General features: G+C 69.1%; 22 protein-coding genes. 13 read left to right on the top strand and 9 right to left on the bottom strand.

Annotated elements, in window-relative coordinates:
- Nucleotides 1–126: 126 nt before the first annotated feature.
- Nucleotides 127–1,152, top strand: coding sequence for a MerR family transcriptional regulator (locus tag ACTIGJ_RS10870; RefSeq protein WP_439640332.1), 1,026 nt, complete (start codon nucleotides 127–129; stop codon nucleotides 1,150–1,152).
- 313 nt (nucleotides 1,153–1,465) lie between these two features.
- Nucleotides 1,466–2,107 carry a pyridoxamine 5'-phosphate oxidase family protein gene (locus ACTIGJ_RS10865; RefSeq protein WP_439640331.1) on the top strand — a complete coding sequence of 214 codons (642 nt, stop codon included), beginning with the start codon at nucleotides 1,466–1,468 and terminating at the stop codon, nucleotides 2,105–2,107.
- 39 nt (nucleotides 2,108–2,146) lie between these two features.
- On the opposite strand, the gene cysS is transcribed toward ACTIGJ_RS10865, so the two are convergent.
- A complete protein-coding gene (cysS, locus tag ACTIGJ_RS10860; protein ID WP_439640330.1) occupies nucleotides 2,147–3,577 on the bottom strand; it encodes a cysteine--tRNA ligase in 1,431 nt (476 codons plus the stop codon).
- Nucleotides 3,578–3,688: 111 nt separating this feature from the next.
- On the opposite strand from cysS, the gene ACTIGJ_RS10855 reads away from it, so the two are divergent.
- Nucleotides 3,689–4,342: a LysE family transporter gene (locus tag ACTIGJ_RS10855; protein ID WP_439640329.1), complete on the top strand. Its 654-nt coding sequence runs from the start codon at nucleotides 3,689–3,691 to the stop codon at nucleotides 4,340–4,342.
- Nucleotides 4,343–4,444: 102 nt separating this feature from the next.
- Here the strand turns inward: ACTIGJ_RS10855 and ACTIGJ_RS10850 are convergent, their stop codons facing one another.
- Both ACTIGJ_RS10850 and ACTIGJ_RS10845 read right to left on the bottom strand, forming a co-directional pair.
- Nucleotides 4,445–4,771 (bottom strand): hypothetical protein, encoded by a 327-nt coding sequence (locus ACTIGJ_RS10850; protein WP_439640328.1) that lies wholly within the window; start codon nucleotides 4,769–4,771, stop codon nucleotides 4,445–4,447.
- Nucleotides 4,772–4,900: 129 nt separating this feature from the next.
- On the bottom strand, nucleotides 4,901–5,473 hold the full coding sequence (locus ACTIGJ_RS10845) for an NUDIX hydrolase (protein WP_439640327.1): 573 nt from the start codon (nucleotides 5,471–5,473) through the stop codon (nucleotides 4,901–4,903).
- 140 nt (nucleotides 5,474–5,613) lie between these two features.
- Between ACTIGJ_RS10845 and ACTIGJ_RS10840 the strand changes: the two genes are divergently transcribed.
- Complete coding sequence (locus tag ACTIGJ_RS10840) at nucleotides 5,614–6,735, top strand: PQQ-dependent sugar dehydrogenase (RefSeq protein WP_439640326.1); 1,122 nt, start codon at nucleotides 5,614–5,616, stop codon at nucleotides 6,733–6,735.
- A gap of 15 nt (nucleotides 6,736–6,750) precedes the next feature.
- On the opposite strand, the gene ACTIGJ_RS10835 is transcribed toward ACTIGJ_RS10840, so the two are convergent.
- Nucleotides 6,751–7,215, bottom strand: a complete 465-nt coding sequence (locus ACTIGJ_RS10835) for an ExbD/TolR family protein (RefSeq protein WP_439640325.1) — start codon at nucleotides 7,213–7,215, stop codon at nucleotides 6,751–6,753.
- 270 nt (nucleotides 7,216–7,485) lie between these two features.
- Between ACTIGJ_RS10835 and ACTIGJ_RS10830 the strand changes: the two genes are divergently transcribed.
- On the top strand, nucleotides 7,486–9,273 hold the full coding sequence (locus ACTIGJ_RS10830; protein WP_439640324.1) for a bifunctional metallophosphatase/5'-nucleotidase: 1,788 nt from the start codon (nucleotides 7,486–7,488) through the stop codon (nucleotides 9,271–9,273).
- Nucleotides 9,274–9,310: 37 nt separating this feature from the next.
- Here the strand turns inward: ACTIGJ_RS10830 and ACTIGJ_RS10825 are convergent, their stop codons facing one another.
- The gene (locus tag ACTIGJ_RS10825) at nucleotides 9,311–11,350 is read right to left on the bottom strand and encodes a M3 family metallopeptidase (protein ID WP_439640323.1); all 2,040 of its coding nucleotides are present in this window, start codon (nucleotides 11,348–11,350) and stop codon (nucleotides 9,311–9,313) included.
- A gap of 207 nt (nucleotides 11,351–11,557) precedes the next feature.
- On the opposite strand from ACTIGJ_RS10825, the gene ACTIGJ_RS10820 reads away from it, so the two are divergent.
- The 3 genes from ACTIGJ_RS10820 to gpmA are packed head-to-tail and all read left to right on the top strand — an operon-like array spanning nucleotide 11,558 to nucleotide 13,813.
- Nucleotides 11,558–12,487: an alpha/beta hydrolase gene (locus tag ACTIGJ_RS10820; RefSeq protein WP_439640322.1), complete on the top strand. Its 930-nt coding sequence runs from the start codon at nucleotides 11,558–11,560 to the stop codon at nucleotides 12,485–12,487.
- Nucleotides 12,484–13,011: a gamma carbonic anhydrase family protein gene (locus tag ACTIGJ_RS10815; protein ID WP_439640321.1), complete on the top strand. Its 528-nt coding sequence runs from the start codon at nucleotides 12,484–12,486 to the stop codon at nucleotides 13,009–13,011. Before ACTIGJ_RS10820 ends, ACTIGJ_RS10815 begins: the two co-directional genes overlap by 4 nt.
- Before the next feature lie 49 nt (nucleotides 13,012–13,060).
- Nucleotides 13,061–13,813 (top strand): 2,3-diphosphoglycerate-dependent phosphoglycerate mutase, encoded by a 753-nt coding sequence (gene gpmA, locus ACTIGJ_RS10810; protein WP_439640320.1) that lies wholly within the window; start codon nucleotides 13,061–13,063, stop codon nucleotides 13,811–13,813.
- 35 nt (nucleotides 13,814–13,848) lie between these two features.
- Here gpmA and ACTIGJ_RS10805 read toward each other — a convergent pair whose 3' ends face one another.
- Nucleotides 13,849–15,261: an adenylate/guanylate cyclase domain-containing protein gene (locus ACTIGJ_RS10805; RefSeq protein ID WP_439640319.1), complete on the bottom strand. Its 1,413-nt coding sequence runs from the start codon at nucleotides 15,259–15,261 to the stop codon at nucleotides 13,849–13,851.
- Nucleotides 15,262–15,458: 197 nt separating this feature from the next.
- On the opposite strand from ACTIGJ_RS10805, the gene ACTIGJ_RS10800 reads away from it, so the two are divergent.
- Together ACTIGJ_RS10800 and ACTIGJ_RS10795 are read left to right on the top strand one after the other, a co-directional pair.
- A complete protein-coding gene (locus tag ACTIGJ_RS10800; RefSeq protein ID WP_439640318.1) occupies nucleotides 15,459–16,847 on the top strand; it encodes an MATE family efflux transporter in 1,389 nt (462 codons plus the stop codon).
- A 134-nt stretch (nucleotides 16,848–16,981) separates the two neighbouring features.
- The gene (locus tag ACTIGJ_RS10795; RefSeq protein WP_439640317.1) at nucleotides 16,982–17,617 is read left to right on the top strand and encodes a peroxiredoxin; all 636 of its coding nucleotides are present in this window, start codon (nucleotides 16,982–16,984) and stop codon (nucleotides 17,615–17,617) included.
- 18 nt (nucleotides 17,618–17,635) lie between these two features.
- Here the strand turns inward: ACTIGJ_RS10795 and ACTIGJ_RS10790 are convergent, their stop codons facing one another.
- On the bottom strand, nucleotides 17,636–18,325 hold the full coding sequence (locus ACTIGJ_RS10790) for a glutathione S-transferase family protein (protein ID WP_439640316.1): 690 nt from the start codon (nucleotides 18,323–18,325) through the stop codon (nucleotides 17,636–17,638).
- Nucleotides 18,326–18,532: 207 nt separating this feature from the next.
- Between ACTIGJ_RS10790 and ACTIGJ_RS10785 the strand changes: the two genes are divergently transcribed.
- Both ACTIGJ_RS10785 and ACTIGJ_RS10780 read left to right on the top strand, forming a co-directional pair.
- Nucleotides 18,533–19,039, top strand: coding sequence for a DUF4399 domain-containing protein (locus ACTIGJ_RS10785; protein WP_439640315.1), 507 nt, complete (start codon nucleotides 18,533–18,535; stop codon nucleotides 19,037–19,039).
- Nucleotides 19,040–19,132: 93 nt separating this feature from the next.
- Nucleotides 19,133–19,546, top strand: coding sequence for an SRPBCC family protein (locus tag ACTIGJ_RS10780; RefSeq protein ID WP_439640314.1), 414 nt, complete (start codon nucleotides 19,133–19,135; stop codon nucleotides 19,544–19,546).
- Between the two features lie 28 nt (nucleotides 19,547–19,574).
- Here ACTIGJ_RS10780 and ACTIGJ_RS10775 read toward each other — a convergent pair whose 3' ends face one another.
- On the bottom strand, nucleotides 19,575–20,237 hold the full coding sequence (locus ACTIGJ_RS10775) for a uracil-DNA glycosylase (RefSeq protein ID WP_439640313.1): 663 nt from the start codon (nucleotides 20,235–20,237) through the stop codon (nucleotides 19,575–19,577).
- A 229-nt stretch (nucleotides 20,238–20,466) separates the two neighbouring features.
- On the opposite strand from ACTIGJ_RS10775, the gene ACTIGJ_RS10770 reads away from it, so the two are divergent.
- Nucleotides 20,467–21,369: a helix-turn-helix transcriptional regulator gene (locus tag ACTIGJ_RS10770; RefSeq protein WP_439640312.1), complete on the top strand. Its 903-nt coding sequence runs from the start codon at nucleotides 20,467–20,469 to the stop codon at nucleotides 21,367–21,369.
- A 91-nt stretch (nucleotides 21,370–21,460) separates the two neighbouring features.
- Here ACTIGJ_RS10770 and ACTIGJ_RS10765 read toward each other — a convergent pair whose 3' ends face one another.
- Nucleotides 21,461–23,062, bottom strand: a complete 1,602-nt coding sequence (locus tag ACTIGJ_RS10765) for an alpha/beta hydrolase family protein (RefSeq protein ID WP_439640311.1) — start codon at nucleotides 23,060–23,062, stop codon at nucleotides 21,461–21,463.
- Between the last annotated feature and the right edge of the window lies 1 nt (nucleotide 23,063).

Genomic DNA, 23,063 nt, shown 5'->3' with positions numbered 1-23,063 from the left:
TAGTCCGCTCCTGTTCTGTTTTGCCTGGGCTGGCCCGAGCAAATTCCGCGCCGCCGCGTGGCGCTTTGGAAGCGGAGGCGCTAGTCTTGATTATTCAAAACCTATTCAACAAGGATGACGTCGCCCATGTCCGACCACCCGACGCCAACCCCCGCGCCCGGCCCGGCGCCCGTTTCGCCGGCTGCGGCCGACGGCGGCCAGTACCGCATCGCGGCGGTATCGACGCTGACCGGCATTCCGGTGCCGACCATCCGCATCTGGGAGTTCCGCTACCAGGCGGTGCAGCCGGCGCGCAGTAGTGGTAACAGCCGGCTGTATTCGCGCGCCGACGTCGACCGGCTGCTGCTGCTGAAGGCGGCGGTCGATGCCGGCTTCCAGATCGGCACCGTTGCGCAGCTTGGCGACGCCCAGCTGCGCGAGCGCGTGCAGGCGCTGCCGCAGCGGGCCGTGGCGCTGCCGTCTGGCCGGCAGCGGATGATCGTCATCGGCGAACTGCTGGCCGCGCGGCTGGCGGCGCTGGCCGATCGCGAACAGCTGAGCATCGACGCGGTGTTCGACGATCTCGACAGTCTGCCGGCCTCGCTGCCGGACGCCGATGGCCTGCTGGTCGAACTGCCGACCCTGACGACCGCCGCCGTGCAGGCGCTGCGCCGTGTACGCGCAGCGGTGCAGCCGCAGTTCACGGTGCTGCTGTACAGCTATGCGACGCGGCGGACGCTGGCGCAGCTGGATCAGGAAGGCGTGATTGCGCTCAGCGCGCCAGGCGATGCCCAGCACCTGCTGCAGGTCTGCCGGCTCGCGGCCGGTGCGGCGGACGACGGCCCGTCGCTGCTCGAACGCCTGCTGCGCGCACCGGCGCCGGCCCGCCGCTACGACCGCGCCTTCCTGCGCAGCCTGCGCGACATGCCGTCGCAGGTGCAGTGCGAATGTCCGAACCACCTCGCTGAACTGCTCGGCCGGCTGGATGCCTTCGAGCAGTACAGCCTCGGCTGCGAAAGCCGCAACCAGGACGATGTGCTGATCCACGCGCGGCTGTATGCGGCCGCCGCGCAGTGCCGGGCGGTGCTGGAGCAGGTGCTCGGCGAAGTGCTGGCGCACGAGGGTGTGGCGGTGCCGCCGCTGCCGCCATCTGGTATGCCGGCGGTGGGCTGAAAGTGCGCCGGGCGACTCGCGGTGATCGTCAGGCCGGGCACTCGGGCATAAAAAAAGCCGGCGCGAGGCCGGCTTGAAAGATACGTGGGCTTACAGGGGAGCAACGGGACGAAGGATGAGTCGATCAAGCGGTATTGTCAAGATTTAGAGTAGATAAAAGATAAACAAAGATTGATTTGTCCCGGCAAGTCTGCGATGGTGCGCTCAGGTCGTCGCCGACACCGGATGACATGCCGCCATGACGCCGCCCGCTGACCGGATCGTCGCCGTGACGCAGTCGCAGCCCCGCCGCCCCACGCACAGGAGTGCCGCCATGTTGCAAGCCATGCCGTCGTCATCGCCGGGTGTCGTCGAAGCCCTGCCGCTGTCGCGCTTCGACGACGAGGCCGCGTTCCTCGACTACTTGCTCGACGATGTCTGGGACATCCTGGCCCAGGGCGTCCGGGTGCGATTCGCCGCTGCCCACACGCCGACCCTGGCCACGGTGCGGCGCGGCGTGCCCGCCGTGCGGACCGTGGTGCTGCGCGGCGTGTCGCGCAGCAACGCGATGGTCTTCGTGCATGCCGATCGGCGCAGCGGCAAGGTGCAGGAGTTGAAAGCCCAGCCGGCCTGCTCGCTGCACATCTTCGATGCCGGCCGCCGCGTGCAGCTGCGCATCGAGGCGCAGGCGACGGTCCATGTCGACGACGCGCTGGCCGATCGCGAATGGACGCGGCTGCAGGACGAACACCGCGCCCAGCAGCGTCGGGCGCTGGCGGCCGCCGCACCGACTGCCGCGCCGGACGTCGACCTCGACGATGTCGACGGACTGGCAGAGGCCGGTCGGCGGGCCGATTTCGCGGCGATCGCGCTGCACGTCACCGCGATCGAATGGCAGCAGGTCAGCTCGCGCGGTCCGCGCCGCGCCCGCTTCGAGATTGGCAAGCGGCCGCGCGGCTACTGGCTCGAGGCCTGACCAGCCGGATCGGAAGCGCCTCGTCGCCAGCCGGCCGGTTCACAGCCGGCGCCAGCGCTGGCCGTCCTTGCTGTCTTCGATCAGCACGCCGCGTGCCTTCAGGCCATCGCGGATGCGATCGGCCTCGGCATAGTTCTTCGCCGCCTTGGCGGCGCTGCGGGCCGCCAGCGCGGCCTCGATTTCGGCTTCAGTGAGAGCGCCTTCCAGGCTGCTGGATGCGGTCGGGTTAGCACCTGCTTTTCCAGACAATTGGAAGCTCTTGAACCAAGCATCGGGCGTCTGACGAAGTAACCCCAAAAGCGACGCGGCATCACGAAGTTGCGCCACAAGCGTCGCGCGGACCTGTGCACTAGCTTGGCTAAGGATGGCTTGCTGCAGGGAGTCGCGAATTTGGAATAACTCAGAAAGTGCCAGCGGCGTGTTCAGGTCATCTTCTAATGCGGCTAGAAAACTGTCTGGAGCAACAGCGTTGGACTCTGGAACGTCGCCGGCATCTTCCAGTGTTCGGTAGAGTTTGTTGATTCGTACACGAGAAGAGGAGAGCAGGCTCTCACTCCAATCGAGCGGTTGCCGATAATGAGCGCTAAGCAATGCCAGCCGTACCACTTCCCCGCGCCCATTCTCATTCTCGACTAATTCGCGAATCTTCTTCACGTTGCCGAGCGACTTCGACATCTTCTCGGCATCCATGGTCAGGAAGCCGTTGTGCAGCCAGTAGCGCGCGAACACCTTGCCGTCATGCGCGGCGGTCGACTGGGCGCGCTCGTTCTCGTGGTGCGGAAAGATCAGGTCGTGGCCGCCGCCGTGGATGTCGATGGTCTCGCCGAGCAGCGCCTCGGCCATCGCCGAGCATTCGATGTGCCAGCCCGGCCGGCCACGGCCCCAGGGTGACGGCCAGCCCGGCTGGTCGTCGGTCGACGGCTTCCACAGCACGAAATCACCCGCGTCCTTCTTGTACGGGGCGACCTCGACGCGGGCACCGGCGATCAGTTCCCGGCGGTCGCGTTTCGACAGCTCGCCGTAGCCGGCGTAGCTCGTCACGTTGAACAGCACATGGCCCTGCGCGGCATAGGCTGAACCGTTGGCGATCAGCCGCTCGACCATCGAGATGATGTGCGCCAGATGCTCGGTGACCTTCGGCTCGTAGGTCGGCCGCAGCACGCCGAGGGCATCGAGATCCTCGTGATAGATGTCGGTATAGCGGCGCGTGATGACGCCGATTTCCACCCCTTCCTTGGCCGCCGCCGCGTTGATCTTGTCGTCGATGTCGGTGATGTTGCGGGTGTAGTCGACGCGTGGATAGCGGCGGCGCAGCACCCGCGCCAGCACGTCGAACACCACCGCCGGCCGGGCGTTGCCGATATGGGCGAAGGAGTAGACGGTCGGCCCGCAGACGTACATCGTCACCCGCTCGGGGTTCAGCGGAACGAAGGCTTCCTTGCGGCCGGACAGCGTGTTGTGCAGTTGCATGGGGGCTCGATAGGCGAAAAAGCCGGGGAAGGATAGCGGCGAGGCACGGGATGTGCAGTCGCCGGCAGCGCCCGGTGACAATGGCACTTCGACCGCGCCTTTCGAAATCGCATGACCCTCGATACCTGGCTGGCCTTCATGGTCGCCGCCTGGCTGATCTGCCTGTCGCCCGGCCCGGGCGTGCTGTCCTGCGTGACCGCCGGGCTGCAGCACGGCTTCCGCACGGCGCTGTGGAACATCGCCGGCCTGCAGGCCGGGGCCACGGTGACGCTGATCGTGGTCGGCGTCGGGCTGGGGGCGGCGCTGGCGGCGTCGCCACGCGCCTTCACGGCGATCAAGTGGTTCGGCGCCGGCTATCTGGTCTGGCTCGGCGTGCAGCAGTGGCGCTCGGCGCGGGCGCCGATCCGGGCCCCGGCAGCGGTGATCGACGGCGTGTCGCCGCAGGCGGCGAATGCCCAGGTCGCGCGGGCGCTGTTCCTGCGCGGCCTGATCGTCAACTCGACCAACCCGAAGGGCATCCTGTTCACGGCGTCGGTCCTGCCGCAGTTCATCGACCCGCAGGCGCCGCAGCTGCTCCAGTTCGCGATCGTCTGGAGCACGATGCTGGTCGTCGATGTCTGCTGCATGAGCGGTTACACCGCGCTCGGCGTGCAGGCGCTGCGCTGGCTGCAGAACCCGGCGGTGGCGCGGACCACCAACCGCGTGTTCGGCGCGCTGTTCGTGGTCGCCGGCCTCGGCCTCGCCGTGTTCCGGCACGCGCGCTGAGCGCCGCCTGCCACCAACGAAAAAGGACCGCCGGGCGGCGGTCCTTGTCCTGCGGCGAGACGGGTGGCTGGCGCCGCGCGGCGCCAGACCCAGCTCAGGCGGTCATTCCTTGCGTTCGGCGCGGTTCTTCTGCCGGCGCTCCTGGCGTTCGGCGCGATTGCCCTGACGTTCGGCTTGGCGCTCTTCGCGGTTGTCTTGGCGAAGCTCCTGCCGGTCGGCCCGGTTGCCCTGGCGTTCTTCTTGACGTTCGGCGCGGTTGCCCTGGCGCAGCTCCTGCCGGTCAGCCCGGTTTTCCTGGCGCTCTTCCTGGCGCTCGGCCCGGTTTTCCTGGCGCTTGGCCTGCCGCTCGGCGGCGGTATCGGCAGCGGCGGCAGTGGCGGTCAACGCCAGCACGGCGGCGGCGAGCGGGGCAAAGAAATTCCGGTTCATGGGGGTCTCCGTGTTCTGGGATCGGGGCTGGAAGCAGCGCTGCGGGCGAGGCCGGCAACGCGATTCCAGGGCCGCCACCGTAACGCCGCCTGCCTGAACGCGGGCTGAGCGCGACCGCGGCGGCGCTTTTCAGTCGGCCGGCGTGGTGGTGACTTCCGGCCGGCGGCCGTAGCGGGTCAGCAGGTCGAGCGTGTGGATGGTTTCGATGCCCTTGGCGCGGTCCTCGAAGAAGAACCGCAGGCTGTGCCAGATGGTCGGGAAAGCGATGTCATCCCAGGGAATCTCGTCCTCGCGCATCAGCCGCGTTTCCGAGCTTTCCGGGGTCACCGCGTGGTGCGGGCTGCGCATCTGGCCCCGGTAGATCATGTAGATCTGCGACACGTACGGCACGTTGATCACCGCCAGCAGGCCGCCGATGTCGACTTCGGCTTGCGATTCCTCCAGCGTTTCGCGGGCCGCACCCTGGGCACTGGTCTCGCTCATCTCGAGGAAGCCGGCCGGGAAGGTCCACAGGCCGAGACGGGGTTCGATGTTGCGCCGGCACATCAGCACCTTGCCGTCCCAGACCGGCACGCAGCCGGCGATCACCTTCGGGTTCTGGTAGTGGATCGTGTCGCAGGCCGGGCAGACGGCACGCGGCAGATGGTCGCCAGGCGGGATCCGGTGATCCACGGCGTGGCCGCAGTTTGAGCAGAATTTCATGCGGTCGTTGCGGGTGGGGGACGCGAAACGGCGTCCGTCGACAGGTTAGCAGAGGCCTTTCCCTCTGCGGCCCGCGCGGTGGTCCACGCAGTGCCGCCGGCGGGCATCATCCGGATATCGCCTCCGTCACGAGTGCCGCCATGAACCCAGTCCTGCTGTCGATGGCCGTTGTCGCGCTGCTGGTCACCGGCCTTCCGCCGGCCGTGCAAGCTGCGGACGAGCCGCTGCCATATCGCCTCAAGCGGGTTGCCGAGGGCCTGGAGTTTCCCTGGAGCCTGGCCTTCCTCCCCGACGGGCGAATGCTGGTCACCGAGCGGCCCGGCCGGCTGCGAATCGTCGGCGCCGATGGTCGCCTTTCGGCGCCGGTGCGCGGCGTGCCGAAGGTGTTCGCGGAGCGTCAGGGCGGGCTGCTCGACGTCGTGCTCGATCCGGCGTTCGCGCGCAATCACCGCGTGTATCTCTCGTACGCCGAAGCCGGCGCGGACGGTCAGGCCGGCACGGCGGTGGCGCGCGGCACCTTGGCCGGCGACCGGCTGGAGGCGGTCGAGGTGATCTACCGGCAGCTGCCGAAGGCCGACGGCGGCCTGCATTTCGGTTCGCGTCTGGCCTTTGCGCCGGACGGCACGCTGTTCATCACCCAGGGCGACCGCTACCTGCACAAGGATCAGGCGCAGACGCTCGACAACGACTTCGGCAAGACCGTGCGCATCAACACGGACGGCTCGATTCCGGTCGACAACCCGTTCGTGAAGACGGCGGGCGCGCGGCCGGAAATCTGGTCCTACGGCCATCGCAACATGCAGGGCGCGGCGATCCACCCGCAGACCGGCCAGCTGTGGACGCACGAGCATGGGGCGATGGGCGGCGACGAGATCAATGTCGACGAAGCCGGCAGGAACTACGGCTGGCCGGTCATCACCTGGGGTGTCAACTACGACGGTCAGCCGATCGGCATCGGCGTCGAGCGTGCCGGCATGGAACAGCCGCAGCACTACTGGACGCCGTCGATCGCGCCGAGCGGCATGGCGTTCTACACGGCCGACCGGTTCCCCGCCTGGCGCGGCAACCTGTTCGTCGGTTCGCTGAAGTTCGGCTACCTGAACCGCATCACGCTCGATGGCGCCACGGTGGTGGCGCAGCAGCCGCTGCTGACCGAGCTGGAGGCGCGCATCCGCTGTGTGCGTCAGGGACCGGACGGCCTGCTGTATGTCACCACCGATTCGCCGCAGGGCCAGATCCTGCGGCTGGAACCCGCGCCGTAGCGCGGGCGAGGTGCTTCAGGGCACCGGCACGATGCCACCTTCGGCGCCGCCGCTGAGCTTGGCGGACTTCAGGCTGACTTTGGAAAAGCCGGAGGCGCTGACCAGGCCGATCAGGTCGACGACCCGGCCGTAGTCGATCTTGGCGTCGCCCTGGACGAACACCAGCTGGTCCGGGTCGATCGCCGACAGCTTCAGCAGTTCTGGCTGCAGCTGCTCCGGCGTCACCTGGAAGCGCGGCAGCTGGTCGGCGGTGATGAAGTAATTGCCGCCGGCGTCGATCTCCACCACCGTCGGTTCCTTCGGATTCTCGGAAGGCGTGGAGCTCGCCTTCGGCAGGGTCACCGGCAGCTGCGACATCATCAGCGGCGAGGTCACCATGAAGATGATCAGCAACACCAGCATCACGTCGACCATCGGCGTGATGTTGATTTCGGCGACCGGCGCCAGCGCCGCCTCTTCGTAGTTCTTTTTCTTGGCCATCGGGGGAATCTCAGGTTTCGGGAGTCCGAAGCAAGCAGCGCGCCGGGGCGCGGCAAAGGGGCTGCGGACGAAGTGTTTCGAGTTTATCGCGCGGCTTCGGCGAACGTCTAACCGCAGCGCAGCATTGGCGGTGCCGACCGCGCCGGCCACCTGCGCATGATCCGGGACCTTGATGACGGATTGGTGAAACCGGCGGCCGGCGGCCCGGCCACGGTGTCCCGCGCACTATGCTGCCGCAGACTCGCCACCCGCCGATTTCCGCCCGCCGCCATGCCGACCCCGCCCGCTGTCTCCCGAGGCCTGATCGCAACGCTCTTGGCGGCGCTGCTGCTGACCGGCGGCTGCGCCGTGCGGGTGGTGCCGACGGACACACCGGACGTTGCTGCGCCGGTCGCCGTGCGGCTGATCGCGATCAACGACTTCCACGGCCAGCTGCTGCCGCCGGACAGCCCCACGCCGCTGCCCGGCCCGGTGGTAGACACGCCGGTCAAGGTGCCACTGGGCGGCGCGGCCTATCTCGCCACCGCCGTCGCGCAGCTGAAGGCGCAGCAGCCGCGCAGCGTCGTGGTGGCGGCCGGCGATCTCATTTCCGCCAGCCCGCTGGAAAGCGCGCTGTTCCACGACGAACCGTCGATCACGGTGCTGAACGCCATCGGCCTCGACATCAGCAGCGTCGGCAACCACGAGTTCGACGACGGTCGCGCGGCGCTGCTGCGGATGCAGCGCGGCGGCTGCGCGCCGGACGGCGAGATCGGCGTCGATACCTGCATCGGCGGCCGCTTTCCCGGCGCCCGCTTCCAGTACCTGGCCGCCAACGTCGTCGATGTGGCCAGCGGCCAGCCGCTGCTGCCGGCGACGACGATCCGGCGTTTCGAACTCGGCGGCGGTCGTGCGCTGGCGATCGGCTTCATCGGCCTGACGCTCAAGGGCACGCCGGACATGGTGTCGCGCGCCGGCATCACCGGCCTGCGTTTTGATGACGAGGCCGAGACCATCAACCGCGAAGTGGCCCAGCTGCGGGCGCAGGGCATCGAAGCGATCGTCGTGCTGATCCACGAAGGCGGCGCGGTCGAACCGCCGCTGGCCTACAACGATCCCGCCTGCCCGGGATTCAGCGGCGACATCGGGCCGATCGTTGCGGCGCTCGATCCGGCCGTCGACGTGGTGGTCAGCGGCCATACGCACCGGGCCTACCGCTGCCGGATCGCCAGCCGCGATCCGGCGCGGACCGTGCTGCTGACCAGCGCCGGCAACGCCGGCCGCTTCGTCAGCGCGATCGATCTGGTGCTCGACCCGCAGACCGGCGAGGTGCTGTCGAGCACCGCCGACAACCAGCCGGTGGTCAACGACCTGGCCGGCAACGAGGCCCCGCAGCAGTACCCGCCGCGCCGGCCGGCGCCCGACGTGGCGGTACTGGTCGACGACGTGCGGCAGCGCGCGCTGCCGCTGACCTCCCGGCCGGTCGGCCGGATCGCGGCGCCGTTGTCCCGCAGCCGCAACGAGGCCGGCGAGATGCCGCTGGGCCTGGTGATCGCCGATGCCCAGCTGGCCTATGCCGCACGGTCGGCCGACACCCGCGCGGAGATCGCCTTCATGAATCCCGGCGGCGTCCGCGCCGATCTCAAACCGCTCGACGGCGATGGCACGGTCAGTTATGGGCAGGTCTACAGCGTGCAGCCGTTCGGCGGCGATCTGGTGACGATGAGCCTCAGCGGCGCGCAGATCGAGGCGCTGCTGGAGCAGCAGTGGCGCCCACGCGGCACGGCCATGGTGCTGCTGCCGTCGCGCGGCTTCTGCTATGCCTGGGACGCCCATCGACCGGTCGGCGACCGGATCGACCCGGCGTCGATCACGCTCGACGGCATCGTGCTCGACCCGGCGCGCCGCTACCGGGTCAACGTCAACGGCTTCCTTGCCAGCGGCGGCGACGGCTTTTCGGTGCTCGTCAGCGGTACCGAACGGCAGGCTTTCGGGCTCGACCGCGAGGCGCTGATCGACTACCTCGGCAGCCACGCGCCGGTGGCTGCGCCGGCTGAGCTGCGCATCGAGCGTCGCTGAACGGCCGAGCACCGGCGCGGGTGCTCGGCCGCGGGCTTCAGGCGGTCAGACCGGAGTGGCGCAGCAGCGCGTCGACATCCGGCTTGCGGCCTCGGAAGGCGACGAACAGGTCCATCGCGTCCTGCGAGCCGCCATTGGCCAGCACGGTGTCGCGGAAGCGGCGGCCGGTTTCCGGCGCGAAGTCCGATTCCTCGAACGCCGCGAAAGCATCGGCCGACAGCACTTCCGCCCACTTGTAGCTGTAGTAGCCGGCCGCGTAGCCGCCGGCAAAGATGTGGCCGAAGGAGTTCGGCATCCGGTTCCATTCCGGCGGCGGGAAGACGCTGACTTTGGCGCGGGTCGCCGCCAGCCGGTCGAGAATCGATACGCCGTCGGCGGTATCGCGGTGCAGGCGCAGGTCGAACAATGCGAACTCGATCTGGCGCAGGGTCTGCAAGCCGGCCTGGAAGCCGCGCCCGGCCTGGAGCTTGGCGAGCAGCGCATCGGGAATCACCGCGCCGGTCTGCCAGTGGCGGGCAAAGCCGTTCAGCGTGGCGCGGTCGTAGGCCCAGTTCTCCATGAACTGGCTCGGCAGCTCCACCGCGTCCCAGGCCACACCCCGGATACCGGACACCGAGGCCTCGTCGACCCGGGTCAGCAGGTGATGCAGGCCGTGGCCGAACTCGTGGAACAGGGTCAGCACCTCGTCGTGCGTCAGCAGCGCCGGCTGGCCATCGAGCGGCGGCGTGAAGTTGCAGGTCAGGTAGGCGACCGGCCGCTGCAGCCCGGTGGCGGTGCGGCGGCGGACCAGGCATTCGTCCATCCAGGCACCGCCGCGCTTGTCGGTGCGCGCGAACGGATCGAGATAGAACAGGCCGATCTCGGTGCCGTCGGCCTCGGCCAGCCGCCAGGTACTGACGTCCTTGTGCCAGGTCTCGATGCCGGGGGCTTCCTCGATGGTGACGCCGTACATGCGCTCGACCACTTCGAACATGCCGCGGATCACCTGCGGCGCAGGGAAGTACGGGCGCAGTTCTTCTTCCGAATAGCCGAGCTTCCTTTCCTTGAGCTTTTCCGAGTAGTAGGCGGTGTCCCAGGGCGCGAGATCGGTCAGGCCGTCGCGCTCCCGGGCGAAGGCGCGCAGTTCGTCGAGTTCAGCCTGCGCGAACGGCCGCGCCTTGGCCGAGAGTTCGAGCAGGAAGCGTTCGACGGCGTCCGGCGACTCGGCCATCTTGGTCGCCAGCGAGTACTCGGCGAAGTTGCCGAAGCCGAGCAGCCGCGCCTGCTCGTCGCGCAGGCTGATGATTTCCTGCATCAGCGGCGTGTTGTCGAACTGCCCGCCCTGCGGGCCGAGTTCGGAGGCGCGGGTTGCGTAGGCCTGGTACAGCTCGAAGCGCAGATCGCGGTTGTCGGCATAGGAAATCACCGCGTCGAAACTCGGGAAATCGAGGGTCAGCAGCCAGCCGTCCAGGTCCTTGGCCTTCGCCTTGCCGGCCGCCTGCGCCTTGCCCTCGACGGTCATGCCGGCAAGCAGGGATTCGTCGGTGATGTGCCTGGACCAGGCCTGCACGGCATCCATCAGGTTCTCTTCGAACTTGGTCTGGATCTCCGACAACCGCAGCGCAATGGCCTTGAAGCGCGCCTTCTGCTCCGGCGGCAGGGCGATGCCGGACAGCTTGAAATCGCGGATCGCATCGCTCAGCACCTTGCGGCGGGTCGGCGAGAACGACGCGGCGGCCGGGCTGGCGGCCAGGCGTTCATAGGCGCGGTACAGCGCTTCGTTCTGCGACAGCGCCAGCCCGTATTCGGTGATCTTCGGCTGCACGGCATTGAAGGCCTTGCGCCAGCCGGCCGTCGAGTTGACGCCGAACAGGTGCTGCACCGGCCCCCAGGCGCGGCCGAGGCGATCGCTGAAATCCTCCTGCGGCTCGATCAGCGTTTCCCAGCTTGGCGGCGTGTCGCTGGCCAGCAGCGCATCCAGCGCGGCCTGGTTGTCGGCCAGCACGGCGTCGATCGCCGGTTCGGCGTGTTCCGGCAGGATCGACGAGAACGCCGGCAGGGTGTTCGGTTCGGCAGGAGCGAGCAGGGGATTGGTCATTGCAGGTTCGGCAAGCGGACGGGAGCGTGAAACGGTGATGGGGGCGGGCGGCCGGATTTCGAGGCGCATCGTCGCACGGGCTCCGGCGACGCCAAAATTGAACCTGCCAATGGTGTCGATACCGGCTGTCCGGGGCATCGCCGCCACCGGAGCCGGCAGGCGGGCGCGGTATCATGCGGCTCGCCGTCACATCCCCCGAACACGAGAATGTCCACCGTGCGCAAGTTTCTGTTGCTGTTCGTCGCCCTGCTGCTGAGCGCCTGCTCCGGCCAGCAGATCGTCAACGACCTGACCTCGGAGAAAGGCTACGGCCTGTCGTCGAACATCGTGTTCGACTCCACCACCGGGCTCAAGCTGGACATCTACAGCCCGGCCGGCGCCAGCGGCGCGCCGGTGGTGATCTTCTTCCATGGCGGCCGCTGGTCCGAAGGCAAGAAGGAGGACTACAAGTTCGTCGGTCAGGCGCTGGCCGCGCGCGGCATGGTGGCGGTGATTCCGGACTTCCGGCAGTACCCGCAGGTGCGCTATCCGAAGTTCCTGCAGGACAACGCCCGCGCCGTGCGCTGGGTGCGCGACCAGGTGACCCAGTACGGCGGCGATCCCGGCAAGATCGTGCTGCTCGGCCATTCCTCCGGCGCCTACAACGCGGCGATGCTGACCCTGAATCCGGAGCTGCTGAAGGCGGTCGGCGGCGATCGCACCTGGCTGCGCGGCACCATCGGCCTGGCCGGCCCCTACGACTTCCTGCCGATCACCGATCCGGACCTCCGCGACATCTTCGGCGCCCCGGAAAACTACGACCAGACCCAGCCGGTGCTGTACCCGGACGGCAAGAACCCGCCGATGCTGCTGATGCACGGGCAGGACGACGAGATCGTGCTGGTCCGGAATACCGAAAGCCTCGCGGCGCGCATCCAGCAGGCCAACGGCCCGGTGGAAACGGTGATCTACCCGAAGATGAGCCACCGCAAGATCATCGCCTCGGTCGCCACCTCGTCGATCGTGCAGATCGCCGTTGGCCAGAGCGACGTGGCGTTCTACATCAACGACTTCGTCAAGCGGACCACCAGCGCCGCCGCCAAGCCGGTGCCGCCGCCGGCCCCGGGCGGCCTGCAGACGATCGTCCCGACGCCGTGATCCGCGCCTACCGCGGCCGTTTGCCGCGACTGGGCAACCAGGCCTATGTCGACGAACAGGCCTGCGTGATCGGCGATGTCGAGACTGGCGACGATGTCTCGATCTGGCCGATGGCGGTGGTCCGCGGCGACGTCAACTTCATCCGCATCGGCCACCGCAGCAATGTGCAGGACGGCGCCATACTGCATGTCACCCACGACGGCCCGCTGCTGCCCGGCGGCATGGGCCTGATCATCGGCGACGACGTGACCATCGGCCATCAGGCGATCCTGCACGGCTGCACCGTCGGCCACCGCTGCCTGATCGGCATGGGTGCCAAGGTGCTCGACCGCGCGGTGATCGAGGACGACGTGCTGCTGGCCGCCGGCAGCCTGGTGTCGCCCGGCAAGCGGCTGGAATCCGGCTGGCTGTACCGCGGCAGCCCGGCGGTCGCGGCCCGCAAGCTGACCGAGCAGGAAATCTTCAACCTGCGCTACTCCGCCGAGCATTACGTCCGCGTCAAGAACCATTACCTGCAGGGCTGATCGTCAGGCCCTGTCGTTCCCGCAACCCTCACCCAGAGCTTCGTCAGACATGACTCGCAAACTCGTGCTGCTGCGCCACGGCCAGAGCCAGTGGAATCTTGAAAACCGCTTCACCGGCTGGGTCGACGTCGACCTCACCGAACAGGGCCGCGCCGAAGCCCGCGCCGGCGGCGAACTGATGCTGGCCGAAGGCCTGAAGTTCGACTGCGCCCATACCTCGGTGCTGAAGCGCGCGATCCGCACGCTGAACACCGCGCTCGATGCGATGGACCAGCAGTGGATTCCGGTCACCAAGACCTGGCGCCTGAACGAGCGCCACTACGGCGCGCTGCAGGGCCTCGACAAGGCCGAGACCACCGCCAAGCACGGCGAGGCGCAGGTCAAGGTCTGGCGCCGCAGCTACGACATTCCGCCGCCGTCGATGACGCTCGATGATCCCGGTCACCCGGCCAACGACGCCCGCTACGCCAAGCTCGACATCAACGCGCTGCCGGGCACCGAATCGCTGGCCACCACGCTCGACCGCGTGCTGCCGTACTGGCACGACGCCATCGCGCCGCAGCTCAAGGCCGGCCAGACCGTGCTGGTCGCCGCGCACGGCAACTCCCTGCGCGCGCTGTACAAGTACCTGACCGGCGCCAGCGAGGCGGAGATCCTGGAAATCAACATCCCGACCGGCATCCCGCTGCTGTTCGAGCTGGACGAGCAGCTGAAGGTCATCAGCCACCGCTATCTGGGCGATCCGGAAGCCGCCAAGGCGGCCGCTGAAGCGGTCGCCAATCAGGCCAAGGCCAAGGCCTAGCCCTAAGGGCTGAGGCACCGGCAGCCTGCGGCGTTTCAGCGCCGCAGGCTGCGCAGCCGCTCGCGCAGGCTGCCGCCGTCGGCCTCGTCGCCGTCGTCGGGTGGCTCCACGGCGTACAGCGGCCATTTGCTCGGCACGCCTTTCAGCGTGTGCACGCCGCGCTCCTTGAATTCGTAGCGGCCGCCGATCACGACATCGCGCAGGGTGCGCGACACCAGCACCTCGCCAGCGTCGGCCAGCCCGAGCACGCGCGCACCAATGTGCACCGCCATGCCGCCGATGCGGCCGGCTTCGCGCAGTTCCACTTCGCCGATATGCAGGCCGACACGGATGTCGAGCCCGAGCCGCGCCATCGTCGGCGGCAGCGACTGCGCGCAGTCGATCGCCGCCCCGGGCATCGGGAACATCGCCAGCGTGCCGTCGCCGGCGGAATCGACCAGCCGGCCGCCGTGGGCCTCGATCGCCGCACGCACGGCGCGGTCGTGCTGGTCGAGCCGGTCGCGCCAGACGGTGTCGCCGAGCCGGGCCAGCTGCTTGGTCGAATCGACGATGTCGGTGAACAGCAGCGTGGCTAACGCCCGTTCGGTGCTGGCCACCGGCCGGCGGCCGGTCATGAACTCCTCGATCGCGGCGTGGATCTCCTCGCTGCTCTCCCAGAGCATGTCGGCATCGCTGCCGGGGAATTCCAGGTAGCGCGCGCCGGGGATGTGATCGGCGATGTAGCGGCTTTGCGCGGCCGGGAAAATGCCCAGGTCGCGGCGGCCGATCGACAGCGCCGGCACGGCGACCGTCGGCAGGATGTGGCGGGCATCGAGGCTGGCCGAGATCTGCAGGTTCTCGACCACCGCGCGCGGGCTGGCCATGGCCCGGTGCAGCTTGGTGTACCAGCGCAGGGTCGTCGGGTTGTCGGCCTGGCTGGGGTCGAAGCGGGCGGCAAACTCGGTGCGGCCCCAGCCCTGGGCGATCATCTCGATCAGCGCTTCGCCGACTTCCGCCGGGTGGCCTTGCGGGTAGTCCGGGCGCTGGGCGAAGCAGGCGCTGGTGAACACGAAGATCAGCCCGGACACCCGCGCCGGATGACGCCGGGTGAATTCCAGCAGCAGCGGGCCGGCGTCGATGTTGCCCATCAGCACGGTCTGCTTCGACGCGCAGGCATCGAGCACGGCGAGCAGGTCCTCGCACCAGTGGTCGACCATCGAGCCGCCATCGAGCGGCCGGGCGTCGGACAACCCGCAGCCGCGCCGGTCGAAGCGGATCAGCCGCGCGAAGCTGGCCAGCCGGCGCATCGAGCGGGCCGCGGCCGGCTCTTCCCAGAAGATGTCGAGATGGCTCCAGACGCCGGTGGTGTGGACCAGGTCGCGGCCGTCGACGCCGGGCGGCGGCCCGAGGGTCTGGTAGGCCACGCGGTCATCGCCAAGCGCGGCGAACTGGGTTTCGGGAAGGTTCAAGACGGGGCGGAGCGACGGGGACGGCAGATGATGCACAGGCGGCGGCGCTGCTGTCTCGATCAATGGCGCGATCGGTGCCGGCCGGGTGGCCGGCGGCTGGAAGGCCGCCGTCGGCGAGCGCACAATGCGCGGCCTTTCCCGCCGGCCCGGCCTCGGGAGATCACCTTCCCGGCCGTGCCCGGAACCCGGATGCAACCATGTCCCGTCTTCTTCCGCCGGCCTTTCGCGACGAAGCGAAAGCCAATCTTCGTCTGGCCCTGCCGCTGATCGCGGCGCAGATCGCTGCCGTCGGCATGGGCACCATCGACACGCTCTACGCCGGCCAGCTCGGCCCGCGTGCGCTGGCGGCGGTGGCGGTCGCGGTCAATGTCTACAACCTGTTCCTGATCTTCTTCATGGGCCTGCTGATGGCCTGCTCGCCGATCGCCGCGCAGCTGTTCGGCGCGCAGCGGCCGGCGGCCGAGATTGGCGGCTTCCTGCGCCGCTCGCAGCGTTTCGGCGTGATCGCCGGCCTGCTGTGGACCGGCCTGCTGAACCTGGCCGGGCCGACCGTGCTGCGCCAGCTGAACCTGTCGGCCGACACCACCGCCGACGCCATCGGCTTCCTGCGCTGGTTCTCGATGGCCGGCTTCATGACCGCGCTGTGGTTCGTGCTGCGCTTTGCCGCCGAAGGGCTCGGCCAGGTACGGCCGATCGTCATCGCCGGGCTGACCGGCCTGGCCGCCAACGCGCTGTTCGGCTGGCTGCTGGTGTTCGGCCATGCCGGCCTGCCGGCGCTCGGCATCAACGGGCTGGGGCTGGCCTCGACTTTGGCGACCGCCCTGATGGTGGCCGTGCTCGGCCTGCAGTACCGCCGGGTGCCGGTGCTGCGCGAGGCGATGCAGGCTTCGCGCGACCCGCGCGCGGCAGCCGGCGAGGGCGGCCGCGAGATCCTCCGGCTGGGCCTGCCGATCGCCGCGATCATCACTGCCGAGGGCGGCCTGTTCGTGCTGATGGCCTTGCTGATGGCGCGCTTCGGCGAAGCCACGGTGGCCTCGTACCAGGTGGCGATCAATTTCTCGTCGCTGGTGTTCATGATCCCGCTCGGCGTCGGCATGGCGACCACCGTGCGGGTCGGCCATGCCGCCGGCGCCGGTGACCACGCCGCCGCGCGCTGGCGCGGCCTGGTCGGGCTCGGGCTGGGCACGCTGAATGCGGCCTCGAACGCAGCGATCATGCTGCTGTTCACGGGCCTGATCATCAGCGTCTACACCGCCGATCCGGTGATCGCCGCGCAGGCCGGCGGCTTCCTGCTGATCTCGGCGGCGTTCCAGCTGTTCGACGGCGTGCAGGCCACCGCCAATGGCGCGCTGCGCGGGCTCAAGGACACCCGGATGCCGATGCTGCTGACCCTGGTCTCGTACTGGGGCATCGGCATGCCAGTGGCATGGTGGCTGGCGTTCCAGCGCCAGCTGGGTCCGGACGGCCTGTGGTGGGGGCTGACCGCCGGACTGGCGGCGGCGGCGCTCGGCCTGACGCTGCGCTTCGCCTACAAGTCGGCCAAGCTGGTGCGCCGCCATCCGGCCTCGGGGCTGGCCGAAGCCTGAAGCGTCCGGGCCGGCCGCCGCAGGCCGTCCGAAAAGGTTCCAAGGACATGAAAAACGGTGATTGGCCCGGCCATTGATCGGCCGGCCGGCGCGCGCATCATGTCGACCCCGCTGCACGAGACTGGAGAACGAACATGACTTTGCGACTGGGCGACATCGTCCCGGACTTCACCGCCGACACCACCGAAGGCCCGATCCGCTTCCACGACTGGCTGGGCACGTCTTGGGGCGTGCTGTTCAGCCATCCGAAGAACTACACGCCGGTGTGCACCACCGAACTCGGCTACACGGCGAAGCTGAAGCCGGAGTTCGAGCGCCGCAACGTCAAGGCGATCGGCCTGTCGGTCGACAAGCTCGAAGACCATCACGGCTGGGCCAAGGACATCGAGGAAACCCAGGGCGCGGCGCTGAACTTTCCGCTGATCGCCGACGCCGACCGCAAGGTGGCAGACCTCTACGACATGATTCACCCGAACGCCAGCGACACTTTCACTGTGCGCAGCGTGTTCGTCATCGACCCGAACAAGAAGCTGCGCCTGAGCCTGACCTATCCGGCCTCGACCGGCCGCAATTTCGACGAGATCCTGCGGGTCATCGACAGCTTGCAGCTGACCGACCGCCACAAGGTCGCCACGCCGGTGAACTGGCAGCAGGGCGAGGACGTGATCATCGTGCCGGCGCTGAAGAACGAGGACGCCGCCAAGCTGTTCCCGGACGGCTGGAAGACGCTCAAGCCGTACCTGCGCGTGGTGCCGCAGCCGAAGGACTGAGGCCGCACGCGCAGCACCTCAGTCGACCTGGATGCCTTCGCGGGCGATCACCCGGGCCACGGCCGGGATCGCCCGCAGCCGGTCGACCAGCGCGGCGAAGCGCGGGTAGTCATGGCGCATGTCGATGCCGCAGCGGTTGCCCCAGCGGTAATGCACGACCAGCATCGCGTCGACCAGGCTGAAGGTTTCGCCCAGCGCGTAGCGCCGGCCGGCCAGGCTGGCTTCTAGCTCGGCGTAGCCGGTACGCACGGTGATCCGGCCCTGCTCGGCGATGCCTTCGTGGGCGGCCTTGTCGGTGCCGGTGGTGAAGCGCTCGGGCCGGAACACGGTCCGCACGCCGGTCTGGTGCATGGTGGTGGCCAGCCAGCTGAGGAATTCGACGACCCGGATCGCGGCGACCGGATCGGTCGGCGCCAGGCCCGCTTCCGGATGGCGGCTGGCCAGGAACAGCAGGATCGCGGTTGATTCGGTCAGGATCTGCTCGGCGCCGCCGGCGTCGCGGAAGGCCAGCGCCGGTACCCGGCCGCGCGGATTGATCGTCAGGTACTCCGGCTTGCGGTTGGCGCCGTCGGCAATCACCACCCGCACCGGCTCGTAGCGGACGCCGTGCGTCTCGGCCAGCAGTTCCAGCACGATGTGCGGCGCCAGCGAGCAGGCGCCCGGCGAGTGGAACAGGCGATACAGCGGCGCAGCGGCGGCGGTCGACATCGGGCGGCTTCCGGTGGACGGGATGGAGCCGCGAGTGTGCCGCGCCGGGCGCGATCCGTCATTCGCGGCCGCGCCCGTTTCCGAGGTCGTCGAAGCATCATCCGGCCGCGCTACCATCGACGCGTTCAGCCGGCTTTCAGCCGCTGCCGCGCAGACTGCCGCCGCTGACCACAGCACCCCATTTCACCACCGACCAGGAATCTCCCGATGCGCGCAGTTCTTGTTGCTCTGACGTTTGTCGCCGCCACCGGCGTGGCGCTTGCCGACTGGAAGAAGGATCTGAAGGACGCTGCCAAGCAGCAGGCCGGCGCCAAGGTCGAACAGTCGCTGGGCCTCGCCAATCCGGCGCCGGCCGGCGCCTCGGTCTACTTCATCAACCTGAAGACCGGCGCCACCGTGGCCAGCCCGGTGCTGGTCCAGTTCGGCCTGAAGGGCGCCGGCGTGTCGCCGCCGGGCGTGCAGAGCGCCGACACCGGCCACCACGTGCTGCTGGTTGACGATCCGCAGTTCGACGCCACGCTGGCGCTGCCGCTCGACAACCCGAAGATCATCCATTTCGACAAGGGCCAGACCGAAACCGCGCTGACTCTGACGCCGGGCAGCCACACGCTGCAGCTGCTGTTCGCCGACTGGAAGCAGCAGGCCTTCAACCCGAGCCTGCAGTCGGAAAAGATCACCGTGACGGTGTCCGGCGCGGCGCCGGCCAAGAAGTAAGGCGGGGTCGCCGGCAGCGGGGAAATCGGCATTGTTGCGCTGCGGCATTGTAGGCTGCAGTCTCTTTCCATTTTCCGCTGCCGAGGTTCATCGATGCAGATTGTCCAGATCACCCAGGAATCGTCCCGCGCCGTTGCCGACCTGTACGCGGCGCTGGCCGATCACGACCGGCTGGGCAGCGTGCTGGGCGTGCCGGTCAAGCGCATCCAGGACGGCAAGTCGGCGCCCAACGGCATCGGTTCGGTGCGCCGCATCGGCATGGGTCCGCTGGCGATCGAGGAAACCGTAGTCGGCGCAGTGGTCGACAAGTCGATCGACTACAAGATCACCCGTGGCGGCTGGCCGCTGAAGAACCACCACGGCCGGCTGGTGTTCAAGGCGCTGCCCGGCGGCGGCAGCCAGGTGCACTGGCGGATCGAGTTCACGGCCGCCGTGCCGGGGGCGGCGGCGCTGGTCAAGCAGCTGCTGCAGCTGGCGATCGGCCGCGGGCTGCGCAAGCTGGCCTGATCGTTTTCCGCGCGGCGGCTACTGCGTTTCAGCGGCCGGGCCGCTCCGATCGCAGACGCAAGGCCAGCTGCCCGACGCCGGCGACGAATTCGTTGACCCCGCCATAGGCCGGGTGGCGCAGCGCCACGTGCGCGTAGCCGAGCCGGGTCAGCGCCTCCGACGACTTGTTGCCGACCGCCGCCAGCAGGGCGTCCGGCAGCGCGGTTCGCAACGCCGCCAGCACCGGTTCGCCGGCGGCCAGTTCGGTGCGGCTCGGCGTGCGATTGGAATGCGGCCGGTCGGGCTCGTGCGGATGCAGCGGAAAGGCATTCCACAGGAACGTGCAGTCGGCCAGCTGCTGCTCGTACAGCGTGCGCCAGACCACCCGCGCCGACGGCTCGCTCCACGGCCGAGGTCGGGTCGACAGCCGTGGCGTGGCCGCGATGCCGGGAATGCTGCCGTCGATCAGCAGCGCTTCGGAGGTGAACGGGATGCCCGAGATCCGGCAGCCCTGGTAGCCCGCCGCCTCGCCGATCAGCACCAGCCGCAGGCCCGGCCGCGTCGCGTGGGCGCGCAGATGAGCCCGCCGGCGCGCGGGTCCGTTGTCGGCCGCATCGTCGGCGTTGGCGTTTAGCCACGGATTGAAGCTGCCCGGCAAGACCGGCAGGCGGGCCAGGGCAGCGTGCAGGGCATCGAACAGATCGGGAGTCACGGGCGGGTACGCGGCGCGGGGCAGGTCGGCGCGCAGCATGCCCGAATGCGGGCTTGATCCGGCCGGCTGCGGCTGCCGATCTGCGGGTTCGCCCCTGCGCCGGCCACCACTTGCGCAGGCGTGGCGATAACGCGGATGCTTCGATCAGCGCATGACGCGTCAACGCCGCGTGCCTCCACCGGCCGTTGCATCACACCTATAAAACGAACCAGCAGGATTCGCTGAGACGATGGACTCGACCGACGAACTGATTCACGGCCTCTACCGCAGCGCGGTCGACGACGAATGGCAGGACTACCGTGGCAAGGCGCTGGCGAAGGTCTGCGAACGGCTGGGCGCCAGCTCGGCGGCCTGGTGGTCGCGCGGTATCGGCACCCGCGGTGGCGAGCTGACCCAGCATCCGACGCCGCATGTCACCGTCGAGGCGCTCGATGCGCTGGTGTTCCAGACCGGTCGTCAGGAAGCGGTGATCGAAGTGCCGGTGCGCGGCCACAACGGCCTCGCCGTGCACTACGCCCATCGTGACGGCGGCATCGTCAGCACGGTGCTGCTGCAGTTCCCGCTCGATCGCAAGCTGGTGTCTGCGGAAACCCTGCGCCGGATCCTGGCCCATCTGGTCGAGGCCGGTGCGCTGGCGCTGCATCAGTTCATCCGTCGCGACGACTGGCTGCAGGCAATGGGCCGCGCCAATCGCGGCTCGGCGGCGATGGCCGATTCCGAAGGCACGCTGTTCGCCGCCAGCGAACGCTTCCTGGAGATGCTCGATCACGCGGCCGAGACGCCGATGGTGCGGCTGCCGTTCGATCTGCCGGAAGCGGTGCTCGGCGAGGAAGGCGGCGAGTTCGTGCACGGCCCGCTGCACTTGCGTGTGCGCCGCTCCGGCCAGCTGTACCTGATCTATGCGCGCAAGCCGCTGCCGCTGGATTCGCTGTCGCCGCGCGAGCAGGAAATCGCCCGTGCGCTCGGCAACGGCAAGACGCTGAAGTCGATCGCCCGCCAGTACGGTATCGCGGTGTCGACCGTCGCCAACCACACCACCCGCATCTACCGGAAGCTGGCGATCTATCGCCGCGAGGATCTGATCGACCTGGTGCGGATGCGCGCCCAGACGAGCCCCGGCAAGAAGAAATGAGCGCGTCCGCCGAAGTGCCGGCAACGGCACTTCGGCGGGATTCTCAGCGAACGGCCTGGCGCCTCGGCCGCGCTTCCCCGTGTTTCCCGGCTCAGCGGCAGCCGGCGCGGATGTCGCTGCAGACCTTCCGCTGGCCGCTGCGGGTGACGAAGCTGCGGGCCGAACGGAAGTGGAAGCTGGTGCGATCGCGCCAGTCGGCATCGGCCAGCAGGCGGGCATCGGCCGTCGCGTAGCCGGCTTCGGTCGGCAGCTTCAGCCAGCGGTCGAGCCAGGCCAGCGTGTAGTGCTCGGCCATCGGCCGGCCCCAGCCGCCGTTGCAGCGGCCGCCCAGCGTGCTCGGACACCAGCTGGTGGTCGGGAAGGTCGGGATCAGGCTCCATTCGAAATGCGAGCTACCGCGAATGGTCAGCTCGTAGCTCGGGATGCCGGCCGCCTTCCAGGCGGCGAAGCCGGTGGTATGCGCGTCCGGGTCCGGCGGCGCGAGCAGCGGCAGCGGCGCGATGCCGTACTCCGAGGACTGGCCCATGGTCGGCACGCGCGGCCGCCAGCGCGGCTCGTCGCGGGTGATCACCTGATCGACCAGTGCCGTGGTCAGCAACTGCGGCAGCCGTTCGAACAGCGCACCGCCAGCGCCGCCCGGCGTGCCGTCGGCCGGGGAGATCAGGCCGTCCCAGGCAACCGCGACATCGACCGGGTTGCGGGCATCGATCAGCCCCGGCCAGCGGTCGGCGCCGGGTGCGCCGTAGCCCTGCACGACCGACACGCCGATCGCGCCGAGCGAATGGCCGACGATGCCGAAGCGGTCGAGATCGAGCGCGGCGTGGAGCGGGTTGAACGCGGCGGTGCGGGTCGGGTAGGTGCCGGCGCAGCGGGCTTCGTGCGGATACGGCCGGCCGGGGCGGGAGCGCATGAAATCGATGGCGTTGACCAGGCCGGTCCAGAACACGCTGGGGTTGATGTTGGTGCCCTGCTGAAGGGTCGGCGTCGCGAAATCGGAGCGCCCCTGGCCGCGCGGATCGAAGGTCAGCACCGTATAGCCGGCGCGCACCAGCGCCTGGGCCATCCACCAGTACGCGGTTTCCGGCGCCTGTACCGAACCGTTCTCGATGACGATGCCCGGCAGCCGCCGCTGGCCGAGCAGCTGGCGCGGCTTCCAGACGCGGCCGGACAGCCGGGCGCAGCCGGCGTCGTAGAACACCACCGGTTCGACCACCGCCTCGAGCGTGTAGAACGGATCGACCGACGGCCATCGGTAGGGATCGCCGGCGCAGGGTCCGGCGTAGCTCGAGCACAGCGGCAGCGCCACCGGCACGCCGAGCGGCAGCTGCAGCGAGGCGGCCGGATCGTTGCGGATCAGCGCGGTGATCTCGTCGAGCGTCTTCAGCACCGGGTTCGGCCCGCGCAGCGCCTCCACCGCGGCCGCCTGCGCTGGCGTATAGGCCAGCGCCCAGCTCGGGTCGAGGAGATCCCGCAGCAGCAGGCTGCTGGTGTTCAGCGTGCTCTGGGTGCCGAGGCGCAGCATGAACGCCGGGTTGGCGACCTGTTCGGTCGGCGCTTCCAGCACCTTGGCGTAGTTGGCGGTCTCGCGCGCCGTCCAGGCGGCGGACGGGTAGGACGGGCCTTCCGGCACGGCAGCGGCGGCGAGCGGCAGCAGCGCGGCCAGCGCGGCGGTCCGGCAGCGGGATCGAAGCATC

The sequence above is a fragment of the Nevskia sp. genome, from assembly GCF_051860985.1.
Taxonomy (GTDB): domain Bacteria; phylum Pseudomonadota; class Gammaproteobacteria; order Nevskiales; family Nevskiaceae; genus Nevskia.
This window is presented reverse-complemented; position numbering and strand designations above follow the sequence as displayed.